17 protein-coding genes and 1 tRNA gene are annotated in these 17,375 nt (G+C 52.6%); 3 read left to right on the top strand and 15 right to left on the bottom strand.

The window, feature by feature from the left end; translation table 11 throughout:
- Position 1: 1 nt before the first annotated feature.
- Genes murB through TSP01S_RS02415 form a run of 4 tightly spaced genes read right to left on the bottom strand, consistent with a single transcriptional unit; the run spans position 2 to position 2,686 of the window.
- Positions 2-862: a UDP-N-acetylmuramate dehydrogenase gene (murB, locus tag TSP01S_RS02430; RefSeq protein WP_041076164.1), complete on the bottom strand. Its 861-nt coding sequence runs from the start codon at positions 860-862 to the stop codon at positions 2-4.
- Positions 859-1,563 (bottom strand): glycerophosphodiester phosphodiesterase family protein, encoded by a 705-nt coding sequence (locus TSP01S_RS02425; RefSeq protein ID WP_041076162.1) that lies wholly within the window; start codon positions 1,561-1,563, stop codon positions 859-861. Before TSP01S_RS02425 ends, murB begins: the two co-directional genes overlap by 4 nt.
- Positions 1,560-2,039 (bottom strand): DUF3242 domain-containing protein, encoded by a 480-nt coding sequence (locus TSP01S_RS02420; RefSeq protein ID WP_041076160.1) that lies wholly within the window; start codon positions 2,037-2,039, stop codon positions 1,560-1,562. The genes TSP01S_RS02425 and TSP01S_RS02420 overlap by 4 nt, the downstream gene beginning before the upstream one ends.
- Positions 2,036-2,686, bottom strand: coding sequence for an MBL fold metallo-hydrolase (locus TSP01S_RS02415; RefSeq protein ID WP_231848592.1), 651 nt, complete (start codon positions 2,684-2,686; stop codon positions 2,036-2,038). Before TSP01S_RS02415 ends, TSP01S_RS02420 begins: the two co-directional genes overlap by 4 nt.
- Here TSP01S_RS02415 and TSP01S_RS02410 point away from each other — a divergent pair.
- The 3 genes from TSP01S_RS02410 to TSP01S_RS02400 are packed head-to-tail and all read left to right on the top strand — an operon-like array spanning position 2,685 to position 5,066.
- Positions 2,685-3,563 (top strand): phospholipase D-like domain-containing protein, encoded by an 879-nt coding sequence (locus TSP01S_RS02410; protein WP_041076158.1) that lies wholly within the window; start codon positions 2,685-2,687, stop codon positions 3,561-3,563. The two genes, TSP01S_RS02415 and TSP01S_RS02410, sit on opposite strands and share 2 nt — an antisense overlap.
- Positions 3,564-3,565: 2 nt before the next feature.
- A complete protein-coding gene (locus tag TSP01S_RS02405; RefSeq protein ID WP_231848619.1) occupies positions 3,566-4,363 on the top strand; it encodes a Cof-type HAD-IIB family hydrolase in 798 nt (265 codons plus the stop codon).
- Entirely contained in the window at positions 4,284-5,066 is a 783-nt protein-coding gene (locus TSP01S_RS02400) for a hypothetical protein (protein WP_041076154.1), read from the top strand. The genes TSP01S_RS02405 and TSP01S_RS02400 overlap by 80 nt, the downstream gene beginning before the upstream one ends.
- Here TSP01S_RS02400 and ispF read toward each other — a convergent pair.
- The 11 genes from ispF to TSP01S_RS02345 all read right to left on the bottom strand — a co-directional run bounded on the left by ispF (position 5,046) and on the right by TSP01S_RS02345 (position 17,371).
- Complete coding sequence (ispF, locus tag TSP01S_RS02395; RefSeq protein WP_041076152.1) at positions 5,046-5,528, bottom strand: 2-C-methyl-D-erythritol 2,4-cyclodiphosphate synthase; 483 nt, start codon at positions 5,526-5,528, stop codon at positions 5,046-5,048. The genes TSP01S_RS02400 and ispF overlap by 21 nt on opposite strands.
- On the bottom strand, positions 5,525-6,877 hold the full coding sequence (gene dnaB / locus TSP01S_RS02390) for a replicative DNA helicase (protein WP_041076150.1): 1,353 nt from the start codon (positions 6,875-6,877) through the stop codon (positions 5,525-5,527). The genes ispF and dnaB overlap by 4 nt, the downstream gene beginning before the upstream one ends.
- Before the next feature lie 52 nt (positions 6,878-6,929).
- A tRNA-Ala gene (locus TSP01S_RS02385) sits at positions 6,930-7,005 on the bottom strand.
- 80 nt (positions 7,006-7,085) lie between these two features.
- Positions 7,086-8,138 carry a peptide chain release factor 1 gene (gene prfA, locus TSP01S_RS02380; protein ID WP_052463462.1) on the bottom strand — a complete coding sequence of 351 codons (1,053 nt, stop codon included), beginning with the start codon at positions 8,136-8,138 and terminating at the stop codon, positions 7,086-7,088.
- Positions 8,135-9,190, bottom strand: a complete 1,056-nt coding sequence (locus tag TSP01S_RS02375) for a type IV pilus twitching motility protein PilT (protein WP_041076148.1) — start codon at positions 9,188-9,190, stop codon at positions 8,135-8,137. The genes prfA and TSP01S_RS02375 overlap by 4 nt, the downstream gene beginning before the upstream one ends.
- Entirely contained in the window at positions 9,187-11,922 is a 2,736-nt protein-coding gene (ileS, locus tag TSP01S_RS02370) for an isoleucine--tRNA ligase (RefSeq protein ID WP_041076146.1), read from the bottom strand. Before ileS ends, TSP01S_RS02375 begins: the two co-directional genes overlap by 4 nt.
- A 12-nt stretch (positions 11,923-11,934) precedes the next feature.
- A complete protein-coding gene (locus TSP01S_RS02365; protein WP_041076144.1) occupies positions 11,935-12,294 on the bottom strand; it encodes a response regulator in 360 nt (119 codons plus the stop codon).
- A complete protein-coding gene (locus TSP01S_RS02360) occupies positions 12,263-14,920 on the bottom strand; it encodes a GAF domain-containing sensor histidine kinase (protein WP_041076142.1) in 2,658 nt (885 codons plus the stop codon). Before TSP01S_RS02360 ends, TSP01S_RS02365 begins: the two co-directional genes overlap by 32 nt.
- 17 nt (positions 14,921-14,937) lie before the next feature.
- The gene (locus tag TSP01S_RS02355; RefSeq protein WP_041078333.1) at positions 14,938-15,396 is read right to left on the bottom strand and encodes a Mut7-C RNAse domain-containing protein; all 459 of its coding nucleotides are present in this window, start codon (positions 15,394-15,396) and stop codon (positions 14,938-14,940) included.
- A 63-nt stretch (positions 15,397-15,459) separates the two neighbouring features.
- Entirely contained in the window at positions 15,460-16,377 is a 918-nt protein-coding gene (locus tag TSP01S_RS02350; RefSeq protein ID WP_041076140.1) for a sugar phosphate isomerase/epimerase family protein, read from the bottom strand.
- A 46-nt stretch (positions 16,378-16,423) separates the two neighbouring features.
- Positions 16,424-17,371 carry a substrate-binding domain-containing protein gene (locus TSP01S_RS02345; protein WP_041076138.1) on the bottom strand — a complete coding sequence of 316 codons (948 nt, stop codon included), beginning with the start codon at positions 17,369-17,371 and terminating at the stop codon, positions 16,424-16,426.
- Between the last annotated feature and the right edge of the window lie 4 nt (positions 17,372-17,375).

Raw genomic sequence — 17,375 nt, 5'->3', positions numbered from 1 at the left:
CCTACCATATGTCGACTTCGGGTTCGAGAACCACGTTGAAGTGCTTCTCAACCATGTTCTTCACAATCTGCGCAAGCGTGAGCACGTCCTTCGCTGTGGCGGAACCAACGTTGACTATGAAACCTGCGTGTTTGACCGAAACCTGGGCGTCCCCCACCCTGAAACCTTTCAGTCCGAGCTGTTCTATGGCTTTTCCCACGTAGAAATCGGGCCGCGGCCGTTTGAAGAAACTGCCCGCACTCGGCACATCGAGAGGCTGTGTTTCCATCCTTCTTCTCATCATCTCTTCCATCTTCGAGCGGACCTTTTCACTCTCCGATTCGACCAGTCTCAAACAGACGCGCAGTATCACCCAGTTTTTTCTCTTGAAAACGCTGTCTCTGTAGGAAAACTCGAGTTCGTCCCTGTTCGAGATCTTCACGGATTCTCCATCGAAGTACTCCACCCATTCCACCACGTCTGCCATCTGACCTCCGTACGCGCCCGCGTTCATGAAAACCGCTCCGCCCACCGTGCCAGGTATCCCGTAAGCGAATTCGAGTCCAGAAAGTCCGCGCTGCGCCGCTTCAACGCACAGTCTGTTGAGCAAGGCACCGGCTTCGCTGATCAGGAAATTCCCATCGAAGTAGAAACCGTCCAGACCCAGCGTGCTTATCACCACGTCGACACCTTCGTCCGGTGCGAGCACGTTGGTGCCCTTGCCCAGAAGCTTTGCGCTTGGAAACGATCTCACAGCGCACACGAGTTGCTCGACTGTTTCTGGAACGAGGAACAGCTTCGCCGGACCGCCTATCTTGAAACTCGTGTGCAGCTTCAGTGGCTCGTCGATCAATTGACGACACATGTTTTTTCTCTCGTTCATGCGCCCTTCTTCAACCTCACGAACAGTTCAACCTGGTTCGTTATGACGCAGTCGAGATGTTGCTTGATGCGTTCGTATTTGTCGGGATCGTCCAAAGTCCAAACGTAAATCTTCGATCCGGCGTTCCTCACGAGCTTCACTATCTTTTCAGCAACGATGGGATAGTCGAACAGCTGGTGTGGCAGGTGCATCGAGTAGGGTTTGTGTTGCAGCAATCTTTCGATGAGGCCGATCGGATCGTTCTTCAACTCCTCGCCAACGAGAAAACCGAATTTCACGTCCGGCCTCTTCTTCATCAGGGATGCTATGAGCTGGTGGTCGAAGGATGAAACGACGGTGTTCCTGGTCAGTCCAAATTCGTCGATGAGCTGGAGCGCCTTCTCGGCAACGCGGGCTTCTTTTATCTCCGCGTTCAAAACATGGTCCGGACCCAGTATGGAAAGCACCTCTTCGAAGCTCGGTATGCTTTCAGATTGCACCCTGTAATTCCTCAGTTCCTCGAAACTGACCTCGGAAACTTTGACGTCCGCACCGCAGAGCCTCTTCAGATCTTCATCGTGAATCACGACCACCTTACCATCCTTCGTTCCCCTCAGATCGAGCTCGACGCCGTCCGCACCGAGTTCGAGCGCCTTTCTGAAGGCTATCAGGGTGTTCTCAGGATACTGCGCCGAATAGCCCCTGTGACCGAGCACGATCATCTCAGCATACCTCCCAGCCTCGCAAAGGCATCCATGATGTCATTAACGAAACGTTTGGGATTGCGGTTCGATTCGACCACGAACAGCCACGAATCTTTCCACCACGTGACGATGTACTTACCTTTCTTGCTGGTGCTGTAATAACCAACCGTGGGAAGATCGATGTAAACTCCCAGATTCCAGACACCGTACTTCTTCACTATGGATTTCCACACGCTCCTCAAAGAAATTTCAAAATTTTTGAAGCCGTACAGCAAATACATCGTTCCTTCCGCATCAACATAAACTGCAACCATGCCTTTCAGCTCGATGTCTTCGTAACCGGAAACGGTTTCGAGCTGGATCAGCCTGTATTTACCTCGAAGCACCTGCATCGCGGACTCGAGCGAGTAAACCTGTGGTGGAACTTCTGCGATCCTTACGGTGCATCCACCGAGAAGGACCAAGATCAAAAACGCCACAGAGATTTTCCTCACGACCCTTCCTCCCTGAGAAAGATGTTCTGTTTCAGGACTTCTTCCACAGTCCCGAACTCACCGTGGCCCGGTAGCAACAGCGTGTTCGGTTCAAGATTCTTCAAGAGTTCCCTGATCTGTCTCAATGTTCTTCGCATCGTTTTCTCGTCGCCACCGGGAAGATCGGTTCTGCCAACGCTGTCCAGAAAGATTGTATCACCGCTGAAGATGACCCCATCTGTTCTCAGCATCATGGAGCCTGGAGTGTGACCCGGGGTGAGATGGATTTGAAATTTCAGTCCCGCGATCTCGAAGGATCCTTCCTTCAAAAGCTCCACCTGCGAGTCGAACACGAAATCCTCATCGAAGTACACGGAAAGGTTGAGGTGAGGATCTTTAAGCCATTTCGAATCCGGCTCTGAAACGTACACCCTCTCGCATTCGAGCTCCTTCAGTCCGCACACGTGGTCGAAATGGCCGTGGGTGAGCAACACGACGCATGGTTCCCGAACGATCGAACCTGTTCCGTATCCCGGATCGATCACGAGCACAGGATGCGTCCAGATGATGTAGCTGTTCGTTCCTATCGGGCCGGTGACGACGCACTGAATTGTGTCATTGACCTGGAAAATCTGCACGTTTCTCACCTCAGCTATAATATAGAGCATGAGAACGCTCCTTCTATGTTTTCTCGCGAGCTTATCGTTCGCTGTTGAACTCTTCTTCACTCCTTTGCCGTCCACGGACTGGCTCTGCGAGCTCGTGGCTCAGGCGTCACATACGCTGTACGTGTGCACCTACTCTCTGGATGAGAGAAAGTTCCTGCAGACTCTGAACGATCTGACGAAACGAGGCGTTGACGTGAAGATACTCTTCGAAACGGGGACCGTTCCGGATGGGGCAAGGGCCAGGATGGACGCGGAAAGTTCCCTGCTGCATTTGAAATTCATCGTCATCGATGAAGCGAAGGTTATCCTTGGTTCTGCGAACTTCACCGAAAACAGCTTGAAGAAGTCCATCAACGACGTTCTTTACTTCGAAGATCGCGAGATCGCAACAGTGCTGGCAGATTTTTTCGAATCTCTCTGGAACGGGGAGCTGAAACGTTTTCAACTGCAGCGCGATGGTTTCATCCTGAAAAATTACGATCTGGAAGATCTGCTTCTCAAAGAGCTTTCGAAGACAAAACGCACCCTCGATGTCGCCATGTTCGCGCTGACACATCCGAAGGTCTGGTCCATGTTGAAAATTTTGTCCAGCAGGAACGTGAGGATCAGACTGCTCGTCGATCGATGGTTTCTGAGCAACTCCAAATTGAAAGAACTTCCAGAATCTGGCGTTCAGGTGAGAGTCTTTGAGCCCTTCACACTCCACACGAAATTGTTTATAATCGACGGGCGAACGGTCATCAGCGGCTCTGCGAACGTCACGAAGAGCGCCTACGAAAAGAACGCGGAGCTGATGATGGTCATCCGGCGCAGGGAACTGGTGTGTGAGTACGAAGAGCTCTTCGAAACACTCTGGCGGGAGGGAGCTGAGCCTTGAAGGTGTTCGTTTTTGACCTCGATGGGACGATACTCATCGATTCCCACAACATACACCCCTCGAATCTGAGGGCCATAAACATGCTGATCGAAAAGAACAAGAGGATCATCTTCGCGAGTGGAAGGATGTTACCGTCCGTCAGAAAGTTATTGAAGCGCTACTTCTCCATGGAGTTTCCCATCATCGCCTACAACGGTTCCGTCGTGTGGACACCGGAGCACGGCAAGATCATGGAGCTGAGGATAGAACCGAAGCGCGCCGCCGAGATCGTTGAAACGCTCAGAGATCTCAAGATCCACAGACAGGCCTACGTGGACGACAAGCTCGTGGTGGAAGAGGACAACGAGTACGCGAGATCTTACAGTGAACATTCGCAGATCGAGTTGACGTTCGTGGACGACCTCGCAAAGCTGGTAGCGGAACACGGCGCGACGAAACTGCTCGCCATAGCGGAGCCTGAACGACTCGATGCGATCGTTCCAAAGCTCAGGGAGAGATTCAACGATGTGCTCATATTCAAATCGTTCAGCAACTACCTCGATTTTGTTCCATCGCAAACGGACAAGGGTCGTGCCCTGAGAGTGCTCGCCGAAAAACTCGGCTTCGATCTTTCCGACGCCGTCGCTTTCGGTGACAACGACAACGATGTGGCGCTGCTGCAGAGCGTGGGACTGGGAGTGGCCGTGCGGAACGGTACGAAGGGTTTGAAGGAGGTGGCAGATGTCGTTGTCGAGGAGAACTTTCTGGGCGGTCCTGGCAATTTTATTCTCGATCTGCTCGCTCGAGGCCTCATCGATTGAGCTCCGCAACCAGCTCGCGACGTGCGAGAAAGACTGTGTTCTCAACGTTCCTCTGCAGAGCATTCTGAAAGACGTTTCCTTGCTGGCGCTCGGCTGCAACCAGAACATCGAGATCGCGAGGGATGTTGCCTACGCCGCGGGAATGGTCGCACGCTCTTACGGTTTCGAGTACGTCGTTTTCGGAACCTTGGGCGTGCTCGTTGAAAACGATCCAGACCCTCTGCACAAGATCTCGCGCTCACCCTTCATAACCGCGCAGGTGCTCTCCTACATGATAGAAGGTTTCATCTCCGCCGGAATCGTTCCCATAATCAACGCGACGGGGAACGTGAACGCGGATGTGGTCAGATCTCTGCTGAACAGAAAAATGAGCAGCCCAGCCCTGGTGGAGAACGAGCAAAAGGCGAACCAGCTGCGAGAACTTGGGTTCAACGTCGTGTTCGTGACGCTCGACGGTCAGGTCTTTGGAAGACTACCCCGTCTGAACGTGAAACCACCGACGAACCTTCAGGAGGTAGAAAGGATCAGAAGGAAGGCACTCGAAGGCGCGATCGTTCTTCTGAACCGTTCCATAAACAGGATCGCCGTGAACAATCCTTTCGAAAGGGCAGGTGTGCTCGTCTTCTCCGACGAGGAATGGATTCTCAATCTGGCACAACAGGTACTGAGAGGAGAAAGACCCTCAACTGGCAGGATCCCTTGAAAGCAAACAGACCGCGATCGCAGAAACACCTTCACTCGCTTCGAAACCCAAGCCGTTGGCCGTTTTGAACTTCACGTTCGTGTTCTCTCTTGATATTTGCAGAGCGTCGGAGAGCGTTTCCACCATCTTTTCTCTGAAAGGCGACAGCTTCAACACACCGCAGGTGACGGTCACATCGACGTTGACTATGCTCCAGCCTTTCTTCGAGACAAGATCACGTATCTGGCGCAACATCATCAAACTTGAAGCGTTGCGCCATCGCTCACTCTGATCGAAGTATTCTCCGATGTCCCCGAGCCCTGCCGCGCCGAGCAACGCATCGATCAGTGCGTGGCAGACCACATCGGCGTCCGAATGGCCCTCGAGTCCAAACTCTTCACTCACAACGACTCCGCCGAGAACCGTCTTTCCAGGTTTCTTGAAGGCGTGTCTGTCTGTTCCTACACCCACCCTGACGTTCATTCCACCTCGATCCTTTCCAGTTCGTAGAAAGATGCCGTCTGCGGTTCGAACATGAGTTTCACGGTTCCGATGGGTCCGTTCCTCTGCTTTCCGATTATTATCTCCGCCTCGTGCGGTTCGTGGAGCTTTTCGCTCTTTTTGTAGTATTCCTCACGGTAGATGAACAGCACCGTGTCCGCATCCTGTTCTATCGCACCGGATTCCCTCAGATCGCTCAACCTCGGCCTTTTGTCCTCGCGTGTCTCGACGGCACGCGACAGCTGTGAGAGCGCCACCACGGCTATGTCGAGTTCTCTGGCGAGCAATTTCAAAGACCTCGAGATCTCCGATATCTCCTGCTGCCTGCTCTCGTGACTCCCACCCCGCGTGTGCATCAGCTGCAGGTAATCCACGAATATGGCGTCGATGTTGTATTCTCTCTTCATCCTCCGGGCCTTCGCACGAAGGGTTCTCGGATCGAGAGAAGGTTCATCGTCCACGATGATGTTCGCCTTGTAAAGTCTCGAAGCTCCTATGGTCAATCTTTCCCATTCCTGATCGCTCAGATAACCCGTTCTGATCTTGTGCAGATCGACTCTCGACTCGCTGCACAAAAGCCTCTGCGCCAGCTGCTCCTTGGACATTTCCAGGCTGAATATGCCCACGGACAGGTTGAACTTGACCGCCATGTTGCGCGCTATCGTGAGAGCGAACGCCGTCTTACCGACCGAGGGCCTCGCGGCGATTATGATCAGATCGGACTTGTGAAAACCGGAAGTCTGTCTGTCCAGAACACGAAAGCCTGTCGGCAGACCGCTCACTACCGCCCCGGGCTCAGGTGCTGCACTGCTTTTCAGCCTGAGTTCTTCAAGGTTCTCGAACACCGCGTGCATGATCGAGCCGATGTGATCGTAAGTCTTCGTGGCCCTGGATTCGGCTATATCGAAAACGATCCTCTCAGCCTCGTCCAGGATCTCGTCGACTTCCCGTTCTTCGTACGCAGACTCGACGATGTTCCTTCCAGCTTCTATCAGACTCCTGAGTATGGACTTGTCGAGCACTATCTTTGCGTAATGCATCACGTGCGCCGACGTCGGAACGGCTTCCGCAAGTCTCGCCACATCCAGTTCACTACCCACGAACTTCATCTGGCCTGACCTTTTCAGCTCTTCGCAAACCGACAACACGTCTATGGGATCGCCGCGCTCGTACAGCTTCTCCATGGCTGCGAATATGACCTGGTGCTTCTTCGAGTAGAAATCGCTGCTTCTGAGAACTTCCATCACGTCGTTCACTACGCTGGGATCTATGAGTATGCTTCCGATCACAGCTTCTTCGGCCTCAAGGTTGTGTGGGGGTACCAGCGGCATGGAGGATCACCTCACTGAGATGATACAAAAAACGGGGCCGTCTTGCCCCGTTTGGTGGAGCCGATGGGATTCGAACCCACGACTTCTACCTTGCGAAGGTAGCGCTCTCCCAGCTGAGCTACGGCCCCAGGCAATTGAAATTATAGACCAACACGAGTCGTTGTTCAAGGGGCAAAACTCTCCAGATTGTCCGTGGATTGAACCACGATCAGCTCAGAATGCGTTTCGCCGTCTCGGCGAGTTCGAACTCCAGCAACTTGGATACGAGCTCGTCAAGATCGCCATCCATGATCTCCTTGAGTCTGTAGCTGGTGTAGTCGATCCTGTGGTCGGTCACGCGGTTTTGAGGAAAGTTGTAGGTTCTTATCTTCTCGCTCCGCTCCGCGGTCTTGATCTGACTCTTCCTCTGCCTCGAGAGTTCTTCCATCAGCTCTTCCTGTTTCAACTGGAACAGCTTCGCCCTGAGTATAGCGAGCGCTCTTTCTTTGTTCTGGTGCTGCGATCTTTCACTCTGACAGCTCACGACTATTCCCGTCGGGATATGGATCACCCTCACCGCCGATTCGGTCTTGTTCACGTACTGGCCACCGTGTCCCGACGCCTTGAAGGTGTCTATCTCGATATCTTTGGGATCTATCTGAACCTCCACGGTGCTCACTTCCGGCAGGATCGCCACCGTGGCGGTGGAAGTATGGATCCTGCCCGAAGATTCGGTGATCGGAACTCTCTGAACTCTGTGCACACCGCTCTCCCACTTCAGATGTTTGTAGACCGATTTTCCCCTCACGAAGAGTACTACCTCTTTGAAACCTCCGAGCTCCGTGTCGTGGAAGTCCGCGAGTTCAACCTGCCAGCCCTTGCGTTCCGCGTACCGCGTGTACATCCTGTACAGATCCGCGGCGAACAGCGCGGCTTCTTCCCCGCCGGTACCCGCCCTGATCTCCATGATGATGCTGTCGTAGTCTTTGCTTGGAAGCAAAAGTGAGATCAGCTGCGAGAGCTTCCTCTCGTACTCCAGTCTGCTCGATGTGAGCTCTCTTTCTGCCAAGGGATCTTCTTGAACGGCCTGTTGCCAGAACTCGATGTCGCTCTCCAGTTCCTCCAGCTCTTCGTAGAGCTGAACGATCTCTTCCAATTTCGAGTATTCTATGGACAGCTTCTTCATCTCTTCGACGTCGATGTTTGTCCTCGCGAGCTCGATCTGGAGTTTTTGAAGCCTTTCTCTCGCTTTCTCGACGAGCGATTTCACCAGTTCCTTCATCCCACTTTTCTCCTCATCTCTTCAGGGTTGCGACAGTACTCGTAGAGCTGGGCTTTGTCTATCAATCCTGCGAAGTAAGCCCTGAGGAGCGCTTCGTCGAACAGGATCATACCCTGCTTCGCGCTCGCCTGCATTATCGACTCTATCTGGTGGAGCTTGTTCTCCCTTATGAGGTTCTTGACCGCCGTCGTTCCAACGAGTATCTCCAGCACCGGCACGACACCCTTACCGGAAGCGTGTCTCAGCAACCTCTGGTATATGACCGCAACGAGCGTGTTCGCCAGCTGGATCGCTATCTGTTTCTGCTGGTGCGCGGGGAACACATCTATGATCCTTTCCGGCGCACTCGCCGCGCTGTTGGTGTGTATCGTGCTCAGAACCAGATGGCCCGTTTCTGCAGCGGTGAGCGCGAGCGCCATGGTCTCGAGGTCCCTCATTTCACCGACCAGTATGACGTCCGGGTCCTGCCTCAGAGCGTATTTCAGCCCATCGTAGAAGCTGTTCGTGTCCTGACCGAGCTCTCTCTGGTGTATGATGGATTTTTTGTTCGTGAAAACGTATTCGATGGGATCCTCAATCGTGATGATGTGGTACGGAAAATTCTCGTTGATGTAATCTATCATCGCCGCCAGCGTCGTCGATTTGCCGCTTCCCGTGGGACCCGCTATGAGTATCAAGCCCGAATCTCTGCTGACGAAGTCCTTCAGTATTTCGGGCAACCCCAACTCGCTGAAGGTCCTGATCCTGCTCGTGATCAGCCTCAGCGCGAGCGCAGGGTTTCGTCTCTCGTAGTAGAAGTTCCCTCTAACCCTCGCTTTGTTCTCAACGGTGAATGCGAAGTCGACCTCTCTCTTACCATCGCTTTTGACGTTCAGCTGTTCGAACAGCTTATGAACCGCGTCGAGCAGATCCTTGGCTCCCACGGGTGGGTACTGTTTCTGCATCACGAGCGTTCCGTCGATCCTGTACACCGGAGGAACACCTGCGGACAGATGAACGTCCGAGGCCCCCTTCGCGAAGGCCTCAGACACTAAAGCGTAGATGTCAATCATTTTTGCTCACCCTCGAGCACCGCCACACACCTTGGACAAACGTTCGGGAAACGAGCGTCCGAATTGGTCAGAGGATGATACTTCCAGCATCTTTCACACTTCTGTCCTTCTGCCTTGCTCACGAACACCTGTATTCTTTCATCGCCTCTCTCCAGTTCAACCTGAGACACTATGAAGAACTCTTCGAGAATGTCCCTGTAGCTTTCGAGCAGGCGGAACAAGCCATCGTCGCCAACTTTCACGGTGAGTTTCGCATCTAAGGAATGACCTATCAGATCGGCCTGTCTGGCTTCCTCGAGCGACTTCAACGCGACGTCTCTGACTTCGAACAGTTTCTCGAAATCATCCATGAGCCGTTCATCGATCCACTCTTTTCTGTATTCGGGCCAGCTTTCGGCGTGGATGGTTTCAAACTTTCTGTCTTCCTGACACAGATGCGAATAGGCTTCTTCGCAGGTGAAGGTGAGAATCGGCGAGAGCATGATCAGAAGGGATTTGAGGATCTCTCTGAGCACCGTCTGGGCGGACCTTCGTTTGAGCGAGTTTTTCCCTTCGACGTAGAGTCGGTCCTTGATGATGTCCAGATACACCGCGCTCAGTTCGACCGAGCAGTATTTGACGAGGGTGTTGTAGACCTTCGAAATTTCGTAGCTCTCGTAGCCCTCCGTGACGGTCGCGATGATCTGCTGAAGCCTTCCAAGCGCCCATCTGTCGATCGGCAGAAGCTTTTCGTAAGGCACCGCGTCTTTCGGTGTGAAGTCGTACAGGTTACCGAGCAAGTACCTGATCGTGTTCCTTATCTTCTTGTACACCTCCACCTGCTGCATGAGTATGTTGTAGCTTATGCGTATGTCGTTGAAATAGTCACTGCTCGCGAGCCAGAGCCTCAACACGTCGGCGCCGTACTTCGAGCAGACCTCGAGCGGATCGACCACGTTCCCGAGCGACTTGCTCATCTTCTTCCCTTCTTCGTCTTTGATGAACCCGTGCGTGAGAACGGTTCTGTAAGGTGGCCGACCGTGCTTGACGACCGAGAGAACCAGCGAAGAGTTGAACCAGCCCCTGTGCTGGTCACTCCCTTCCAAGTACATGTGCGCCGGGAAGGTGAGTTCAGGCCTCGAGTTCAGCACTGCCTCGAAAGACGCACCGGAATCTATCCAGACGTCCAGCGTGTCGTACGTCTTTTCGAGTTCGCCCGAGCCACAGTTTCTGCAGCTATAACCAGGAGGCAAGAGCTCTCTTTCGCTTAATTCGAACCACGCGTTGGTGCCTCTCTGTCTGACGATGCTTGCAAAATGTTCGATGATCTTTCCATCCAGGTTCACGTGACCGCACGATCTGCACCTGAACGCTGGGATCGGAATGCCCCACACTCTCTGTCTCGAGATGCACCAGTCTGGACGTTCCTCGATCATCGCCTTGATCCTGTTCTTGCCCCAGTCCGGGATCCATTCGACCGTTTCTATCTGTTCCAAAAGCTTCTTTCTCAGATCGTTCTTGTCTATGGAGATGAACCACTGCTCGGTCGCCCGAAAGATTACGGGATTCTTGCACCTCCAGCAGTGCGGATAAGAATGCGTTATCGTCGAAGCGTGAACCAGCACGCCCATGTTTTTCAAATCTTCCATGATGATCTTGTTGGCATCGAACACGTTCAGACCTTCGTACTTTCCAGCTTCCTTCGTGAAACGACCTTTCTCGTCCACCGGCGAGAGTACGTCCAGCCCGTACAACTTGTAACCGTACTCGTAGTCCTCTTCACCGTGGCCTGGCGCCACGTGGACACAGCCCGTTCCGGTTTCCATATCGACGAAGTCGGCCAGTATGATCCGCGAATCTCTCTTTGACAGCGGACTGATCGCGGTTCTACCCTCGAGCGAACGACCGCTGAATCTCTCTAAAACGGAATAATCCTTCAGGCCGATCTCTTTCACGAACTGCTCCAGCAATCTTTCTGCCACGATCCAGACTTCACCGTTCACCCTCAACCTCACGTAGGTTTCTTCCGGATGCACGGCTACTCCCGTGTTGGCTGGCAGTGTCCACGGCGTAGTCGTCCAGATGACGATGTATTCGTCAGCATCCTTCATTTTGAGCTTGACGTAGATGGAAGGAGAGACGTGATCGTGGTACTCTATCTCAGCCTGCGCCAGCGCAGTTTTGCACGTGATGCACCACAGAACCGGTTTCTTCTCCCTGTAGACGTAACCGTCCTCAACGAACTTTTTGAACACCGTGTACACCCTGTACTCGTACTCGGGTTCGAGCGTGGCGTAGTAGTTGTCCCAGTCTCCTATCACGCCGAGCCTCTGGAACTGACGCTTCTGGATCTCTATCTGTTCTCTGGCGAATTTTTCGCACTCTCTTCTGATCTCCTGTGGCGTCATCTTTTCTGCCTTTTCTTTCAGCATCGTTGTGACGCGGTGCTCGATCGGCAAACCGTGCGTGTCCCAACCGGGTACGTACGGTGTACGGAATCCCCTCAGGGTTTTATACCTGATCACCATATCTTTCAGAATTTTGTTCATCGCCGTACCTATGTGTATCGCTCCGTTCGCGTAGGGAGGTCCGTCGTGCAGGACGAACAAGGGACGATGTTCCCTCGTTTTCAGGATGTATCTGTAAACGTCGAGTTTCTTCCAGCGTTCGAGAATCTGCGGTTCTTTTTCGACCAAATTCGCCCGCATCGGGAACGATGTGTTCGGTAAATTCAGAGTCTCTCTGTAGTCCAAAGCGACACCTCCTCACATCTTCAAGAGCTCTTCGATCGTTCGCTTCAGTTCAGTCAGATCCGCCGACTTGACCACGTAGGCGTCGGCTGCCCAGGAAGAGAGGTCGTACTTGTAGTGTGAATACGCCGTCAGAAGGACGATCTTCAGCCCGGGGAACCTTTTCCTCAACTCGCCCGCCACTTCTATACCATTCTTACCCGGCATCTCGATGTCCAAGATCACCAGGTCGAAGGATTCTTTCTCGAACTTTTTCAGACACTCTTCCGCATCCTTGGCGGTCTGCACATCGTAACCTTCGTCCGCGAGTTCTTCGCTCAGCAGAAACCTTATGTTTTCCTCGTCATCCACAACGAGGATCTTGGCTTTTGCCATTCTTGTTTCCTCCCTTCACAGGGATTTCGAACAAAAACTCCATGCCGTCATTCTTCGGTTCGGCCCAGATCCTGCCACCGTGTTCATCTTCGATGATCTTCTTGCAAATCGGTAATCCCAGGCCTGTTCCTTGCGTCTTGGTCGTGTAGAACGGTGTGAAGATCTTCTTCAGTTCGTTCTCCGAAAGAGGCTGACCCGTGTTGAAGACCGACACAACGACTTTCTCAGCTTCCTTGAAAGACTTGATGACTATCTTACCGTTGGGAGGCGAGGCCTCCACGGCATTCTGAACGAGGTTGATGAGAACCCTCTTCAATTTGGTCCTGTCTGCGACGACTTTTGCCGCGCTCGAAAGTCTTGTTTCTATTATAACATTCGCTCTGCTCGCTTTTTCTTGCATGAGATAGACAACTTCTTGAATCAGTTCGTTGATGTCGAATTCGGTGAACTCCAGGATCGATTTCGGTTTGCTGAATTCCAAGATCTCCGTCACAATCCTTTCAAGGTTCTCGACCTCTTTCGATATGACGTCCAGATACTTTTCGACAGTCCCGGGGTTGGACAGATTCTTCTTTGCCCTGTTTATGAATCCCCCGATCACCGTGATGGGATTTCTCAACTCGTGCGCCACCCGCGCCGCGACCTCACCGAGCAGGGCGAGCTTTTCTCTCTCTTTGTTTTCCTGCTCCATCCTGACCCTCTGCGTGACGTCTTCCAGAGTGACGATGACGCCCGTGATGGATTCGTTCGCTGGATCCCAAAGCGGTGAGTACCTGACGTCGAGGAAGATTTCACCCTGGGTGCTTTCGATGCGGTATTCGTTCAGCTCGATGTTCTCGCGCCTTTCCAGAATGGTCATGGCGACCTCGAAGAGATCCTGAAAGGTGGGTCCAAGCTCCGTGTAGTGCTCTCCCACGATCCGTTCCTGGGGTAATCCCACGATGTGAGAGAACTTCCTGTTGCATTGCAGGATGCGACCGTTTTTGTCGAGCACGGCGACACCCGTCGAAAGGTTCTGCAGAATGTTTTCGGTGAACCTGTGAAGGTAATCTATCACGTTCTTCTGTTTCTCGAGGCTTTCGGTCTTCTTCCTCAGCTCTTCGTAGTTCATCACGTTCTCTATGGCGAGTCCGGCACTGTCTGTGACTATCCTGAGCACTTCCACGTCCATCTCGCTGATCGGTTTCCTGGTGAATTTGTTGTCGAGTATCACCACACCTATCGTGTCCCAGCGACCGACCAGCGGCAACACGAGGAACTCATCAACACCGAGAAGGCTCACAAGATCATGCACTGATGGACCAAAACTTTCTATCAACGACGGTGTCACATGGATTATCCTCTTACGGAGCACCACCCTTTCAAGGATCGGATGGTCCTTGTAATAGAACATTCTTCCCTCTATGCGCGTGGTCAAACTGTTCTTCGCATCCAGCATCAGAGCTTCCTCGCGCAGATACTGGGCAAAATCTCCATAAATCATCGCACGGCGCTCGGCCTCTTTCCAGATCTTCTCGATGTCTTCTCCTTCTTCAGGGCCGAGCCACATCTTTCCCACGAGCGTCTCGGTCTTTCTGTCTCTGATCAGCAACAGTGCCCTGTTGAATGCGAAACCTCTACCCGAAGTCAACCCCAAAAGCAAGATCTTGTACACGTTCACCAGGTCGTAGCTCGCCCTCATCGCGTTGCTCAGACTGTGTGTCAGGTCCATCTTCCTCAGGTACTCCTGCTGTTGCTGGATCAATTTCTCGTACTCTTTCGTGCTGAGTGTCAGACGCTCTATCTGTTCTTTGAGATCCAGCTGGTACTCCATGCGCGTGTAAGCAAGGCAGTACCTTTTCACCATATCGCTCAAGCTCAACAGGTCCATTTCTTCGAAACTGTACCTGCTACGATAGCCACCCGGAGCGACCTTGTTCACGGCGATGAAGATACCCAAAACATTTCCTCCAAGCTTTGCAGGACTGGCGACAACCGATTTGACCTTGATACCAAGAAAATCGAGCTGGATCTTCGTCATCACCACACCCTGATCGGACTTTTCCACTTTCGACACGAAACTGTGGTTTGCCGGCAATTTTTCGTATATCAGCTGATCCTTGTCCACACCGTCCGCGCCTTTGAAGAGGTAACCTTCCTCCGCCTTGGAAAAGTAAAGAACCGCTTCGGCGCTCAGGGCTTTCTTCATAACCGCGAGTGTGCCTTTAAGCAGCGAGACTGTGTCGCTGGAACTGTAGAAAACATCGGTCAGTTCGCTGAGCATTTCATGTTTTTTCACCGCTTCCTGCAAAGATACGATCTTCTCTGCAGCCCAGAGTGTCCTCGAAAGTTCGTCCAGCCAGCCCTGCAAATTTTCGAGTTTTTTTGGTTGTTTCAACACCACAGCACCGATGGTCTTCGCATTGTATTCCAGCAAGAAACTATCCTTCAAACCTTCGATCTCATCCTTACCCAACTTCTCCTGACCGACGCTCTCTCGTTTGTGCGTCGAACCGACCAATCTGAACCTGGATCTGTGATCTTCAAAAAGATACACATCACAGGCTTCTGCCTGCGTCTCTTCACAGAATATGGATGCGAGTTTGTCCATCGCATGACTTTCATAACCGCGCTCGAAGAATTCCATCACCAGTTCGAAAAACCTCAGAGTCCCAGCCTCCTGAAAAGTTCTTCAGCGTGCTCCACGTGTGAACCGGCCCAGTACACCCGGCCACACACGGGACACGAGTAAAACTCTCTCTGCGTTTGCTGAACGTAGAGTGGGACCTTTTCCTTTATCTGTTCCTCGCTCGCTTCGACCAGCTCAACGTTGCACAGGCTGCACCTGCTCATGCGCTTCGAGTTCTTCAGATCGATCTTCTTCGAAAGTTCCACCAGTTGTTCTCGCCAGTCATCCGAACTGACGTAATAACACCGCACACCGTTTTCGACGGCCTTCTTCAGCAAATCTCGATCCCTCGTGATCAGAATGCGACCGGATTCTTTGCACAGCTGAAGTATTTCCTCCTCGCTCATCTGCGAGGCATAGGCCGTATCGAAACCAAGCAACCTGAGTTTCTTCGCAAGCTTTCCGAGCATCCTGTCGGCGAAGAACATGTTCATCATCAAACATTTTACAATAAGAAAAGCCCTCCAGCCTGGAGGGCTCGATCCCTGACGGTACTTTCAAACGAGCTTTCTGAGGAACTGCAATCCCATGAGCAAACCTTTCTTCGCCTTCTCCAGACTGCCCGCCCAGATGGGATCTTCGTGCTCTATGCTGATGACGAAATCGTACCCAACCTTTTTCAAATTCAGCAGGAAGCTTGGCCAGTCGATCTCGCCGAGGCCGGGCATGCGGTAGATCCACCAGCTCTTACCGTGCGCGTTGGTTCCAAAGTGTCCAAAGATGCTCTGTTCATGGAGCATGTTCCTCTTGATCTCAACATCTTTCGCGTGCACGTGGAAAATTCTGTCGGCGAACTCTTCCACCACCTTCAGATAATCCACACCGAGCCAGTACAGGTGTGACGGATCGAGGTTCAGTCCAAAAGAATCTGGGGTGATCCTGAATATTTCTCTCCAGAGCTCCGGTGAATAGAAGATGTTCCCTATCTTCTCTTCTGCCTGCCAGCCCACCATGGGGCAGTTCTCTATCATGAGCTTAACGTTCTTGCTCTCGGCGTAGGCTATCAACGGTTTGAAAACCTTTTCGAACTCCTTCAGGTTCTCTTCCACACTCTTGGTTATGTCTCTTCCTATGAACGTTCCGACGAGCTCAACGCCCAGCAGATTGGCCGCATCGATGACTTTTTTGAGATGCTCGTTTATAGCCCTCCTCTTCTCAGGATTCGCATCGAGGTTGTTGTCGTAATAAGCCAGAGAAGAGATGATCAGGCCACGTTTCTCCAGAAGCGCTTTGATCCTTTCTGCTTCTTTCCTGTCGAACTTATCAACATCGATCGTGGTGGAAGAAAAGTCCCTCTCGTTCACCAAAGGCCAGGCGGCAACTTCTAAAGCCTCAAAACCAGCGCTCGCGGCCCACTCAACGATTTCATCGAATTTCGTGTTGCCCAGCGCGACCGTCAGGAAACCGATCTTCATCGAGTCACCTCCAACGAAGAGGCGGGCGAGAGCCCGCCTCAACTTTTCAGAACACCGAATCTGGGAAGTAGTAATCCTTCGCGTTCTGCCTGGTGACAGTCTCGGTTGAGAGTATGATCTTTCTCGGGATTCCCTTCTGGTAGAAACCGTTCAAAGATTCGCCTTTGAGCGCCATGACCGCAAGGTTGATCGCTGTGGCAATCATGTTGGGTGGGTAGGTGAAGTCAACCTCGATGAGCGGATGGCCATCCATGATCATCTTGACTATGTTCTTCTCGCACGCACCACCGACCAGGATGATGTTCTTGTCCCTGCCAGCCTGCCTGAGTGCGATCAGGACACCGTGGAGCATATCGTCGTCACCCGTCCAGACCGCGTCGATCTGTGGGAACTTGGTGAGCAACGTTTGCATGACTTCGAACGCCTTCTCTCTGGACCAGTAACCGGGCTGTTCTGCGATGATCTTCAGATCTGGATACGGTGCGATTGCGTCCTTGAACGCTTTCACCCTCTCATCATCGATCGTTGACGGGATGCCCCTTATGACGACGATGTTACCTTTGCCCTTGAGCTTCTCTGCGATGTACTTTCCTGCAAGGTAACCGTACATGTAGTTGTCGCCAGCGATGTAAACGTTGTACTCTTCAGACACGATGCCTCTGTCAACGATGACGGTATAAACGCCCTGTCTGAACGCCTGGACGCAGATGGGTGTGAGTGGAGCGGACTCGTACGGGTTGATGACCAGTGCGTCGATTCCGCGCGCGAGCAACGCTTGAACCTGAGCGATCTGTTCGCTCGGTTCTTTCGCAGTGACCAGGTAGAACTCCACGTTCGGATCGTTCTGGTACTGCTTGATCGCGTACTGTGCCCACCAGACCATGCCACCAGTCCAACCGTGATCCGCTGCTGGAATCGCGACTCCGATCCTGTACTTCGCCGCGAAGCTCACCAGAGCTACGGCTACCATCAACACGAGCAGGAACTTCCTCATACAA

Source organism: Thermotoga caldifontis AZM44c09, from assembly GCF_000828655.1.
GTDB lineage: Bacteria > Thermotogota > Thermotogae > Thermotogales > DSM-5069 > Pseudothermotoga_A > Pseudothermotoga_A caldifontis.
This window is presented reverse-complemented; position numbering and strand designations above follow the sequence as displayed.

Coding starts and splice junctions, on each gene's coding strand:
- murB (WP_041076164.1), bottom strand. CDS start 862: ATGAACGAGAGAAAAAACATGTGTCGTCAATTGATCGACGAGCCACTG.
- TSP01S_RS02410 (WP_041076158.1), top strand. CDS start 2,685: ATGAGAACGCTCCTTCTATGTTTTCTCGCGAGCTTATCGTTCGCTGTT.
- dnaB (WP_041076150.1), bottom strand. CDS start 6,877: ATGCCGCTGGTACCCCCACACAACCTTGAGGCCGAAGAAGCTGTGATC.
- TSP01S_RS02350 (WP_041076140.1), bottom strand. CDS start 16,377: ATGAAGATCGGTTTCCTGACGGTCGCGCTGGGCAACACGAAATTCGAT.
- TSP01S_RS02425 (WP_041076162.1), bottom strand. CDS start 1,563: ATGATCGTGCTCGGTCACAGGGGCTATTCGGCGCAGTATCCTGAGAAC.
- ispF (WP_041076152.1), bottom strand. CDS start 5,528: ATGAACGTCAGGGTGGGTGTAGGAACAGACAGACACGCCTTCAAGAAA.
- prfA (WP_052463462.1), bottom strand. CDS start 8,138: ATGAAGGAACTGGTGAAATCGCTCGTCGAGAAAGCGAGAGAAAGGCTT.
- TSP01S_RS02355 (WP_041078333.1), bottom strand. CDS start 15,396: ATGAACATGTTCTTCGCCGACAGGATGCTCGGAAAGCTTGCGAAGAAA.
- TSP01S_RS02345 (WP_041076138.1), bottom strand. CDS start 17,371: ATGAGGAAGTTCCTGCTCGTGTTGATGGTAGCCGTAGCTCTGGTGAGC.
- TSP01S_RS02400 (WP_041076154.1), top strand. CDS start 4,284: ATGTCGTTGTCGAGGAGAACTTTCTGGGCGGTCCTGGCAATTTTATTC.
- TSP01S_RS02360 (WP_041076142.1), bottom strand. CDS start 14,920: ATGGAATTCTTCGAGCGCGGTTATGAAAGTCATGCGATGGACAAACTC.
- TSP01S_RS02365 (WP_041076144.1), bottom strand. CDS start 12,294: ATGGCAAAAGCCAAGATCCTCGTTGTGGATGACGAGGAAAACATAAGG.
- TSP01S_RS02375 (WP_041076148.1), bottom strand. CDS start 9,190: ATGATTGACATCTACGCTTTAGTGTCTGAGGCCTTCGCGAAGGGGGCC.
- TSP01S_RS02415 (WP_231848592.1), bottom strand. CDS start 2,686: ATGCTCTATATTATAGCTGAGGTGAGAAACGTGCAGATTTTCCAGGTC.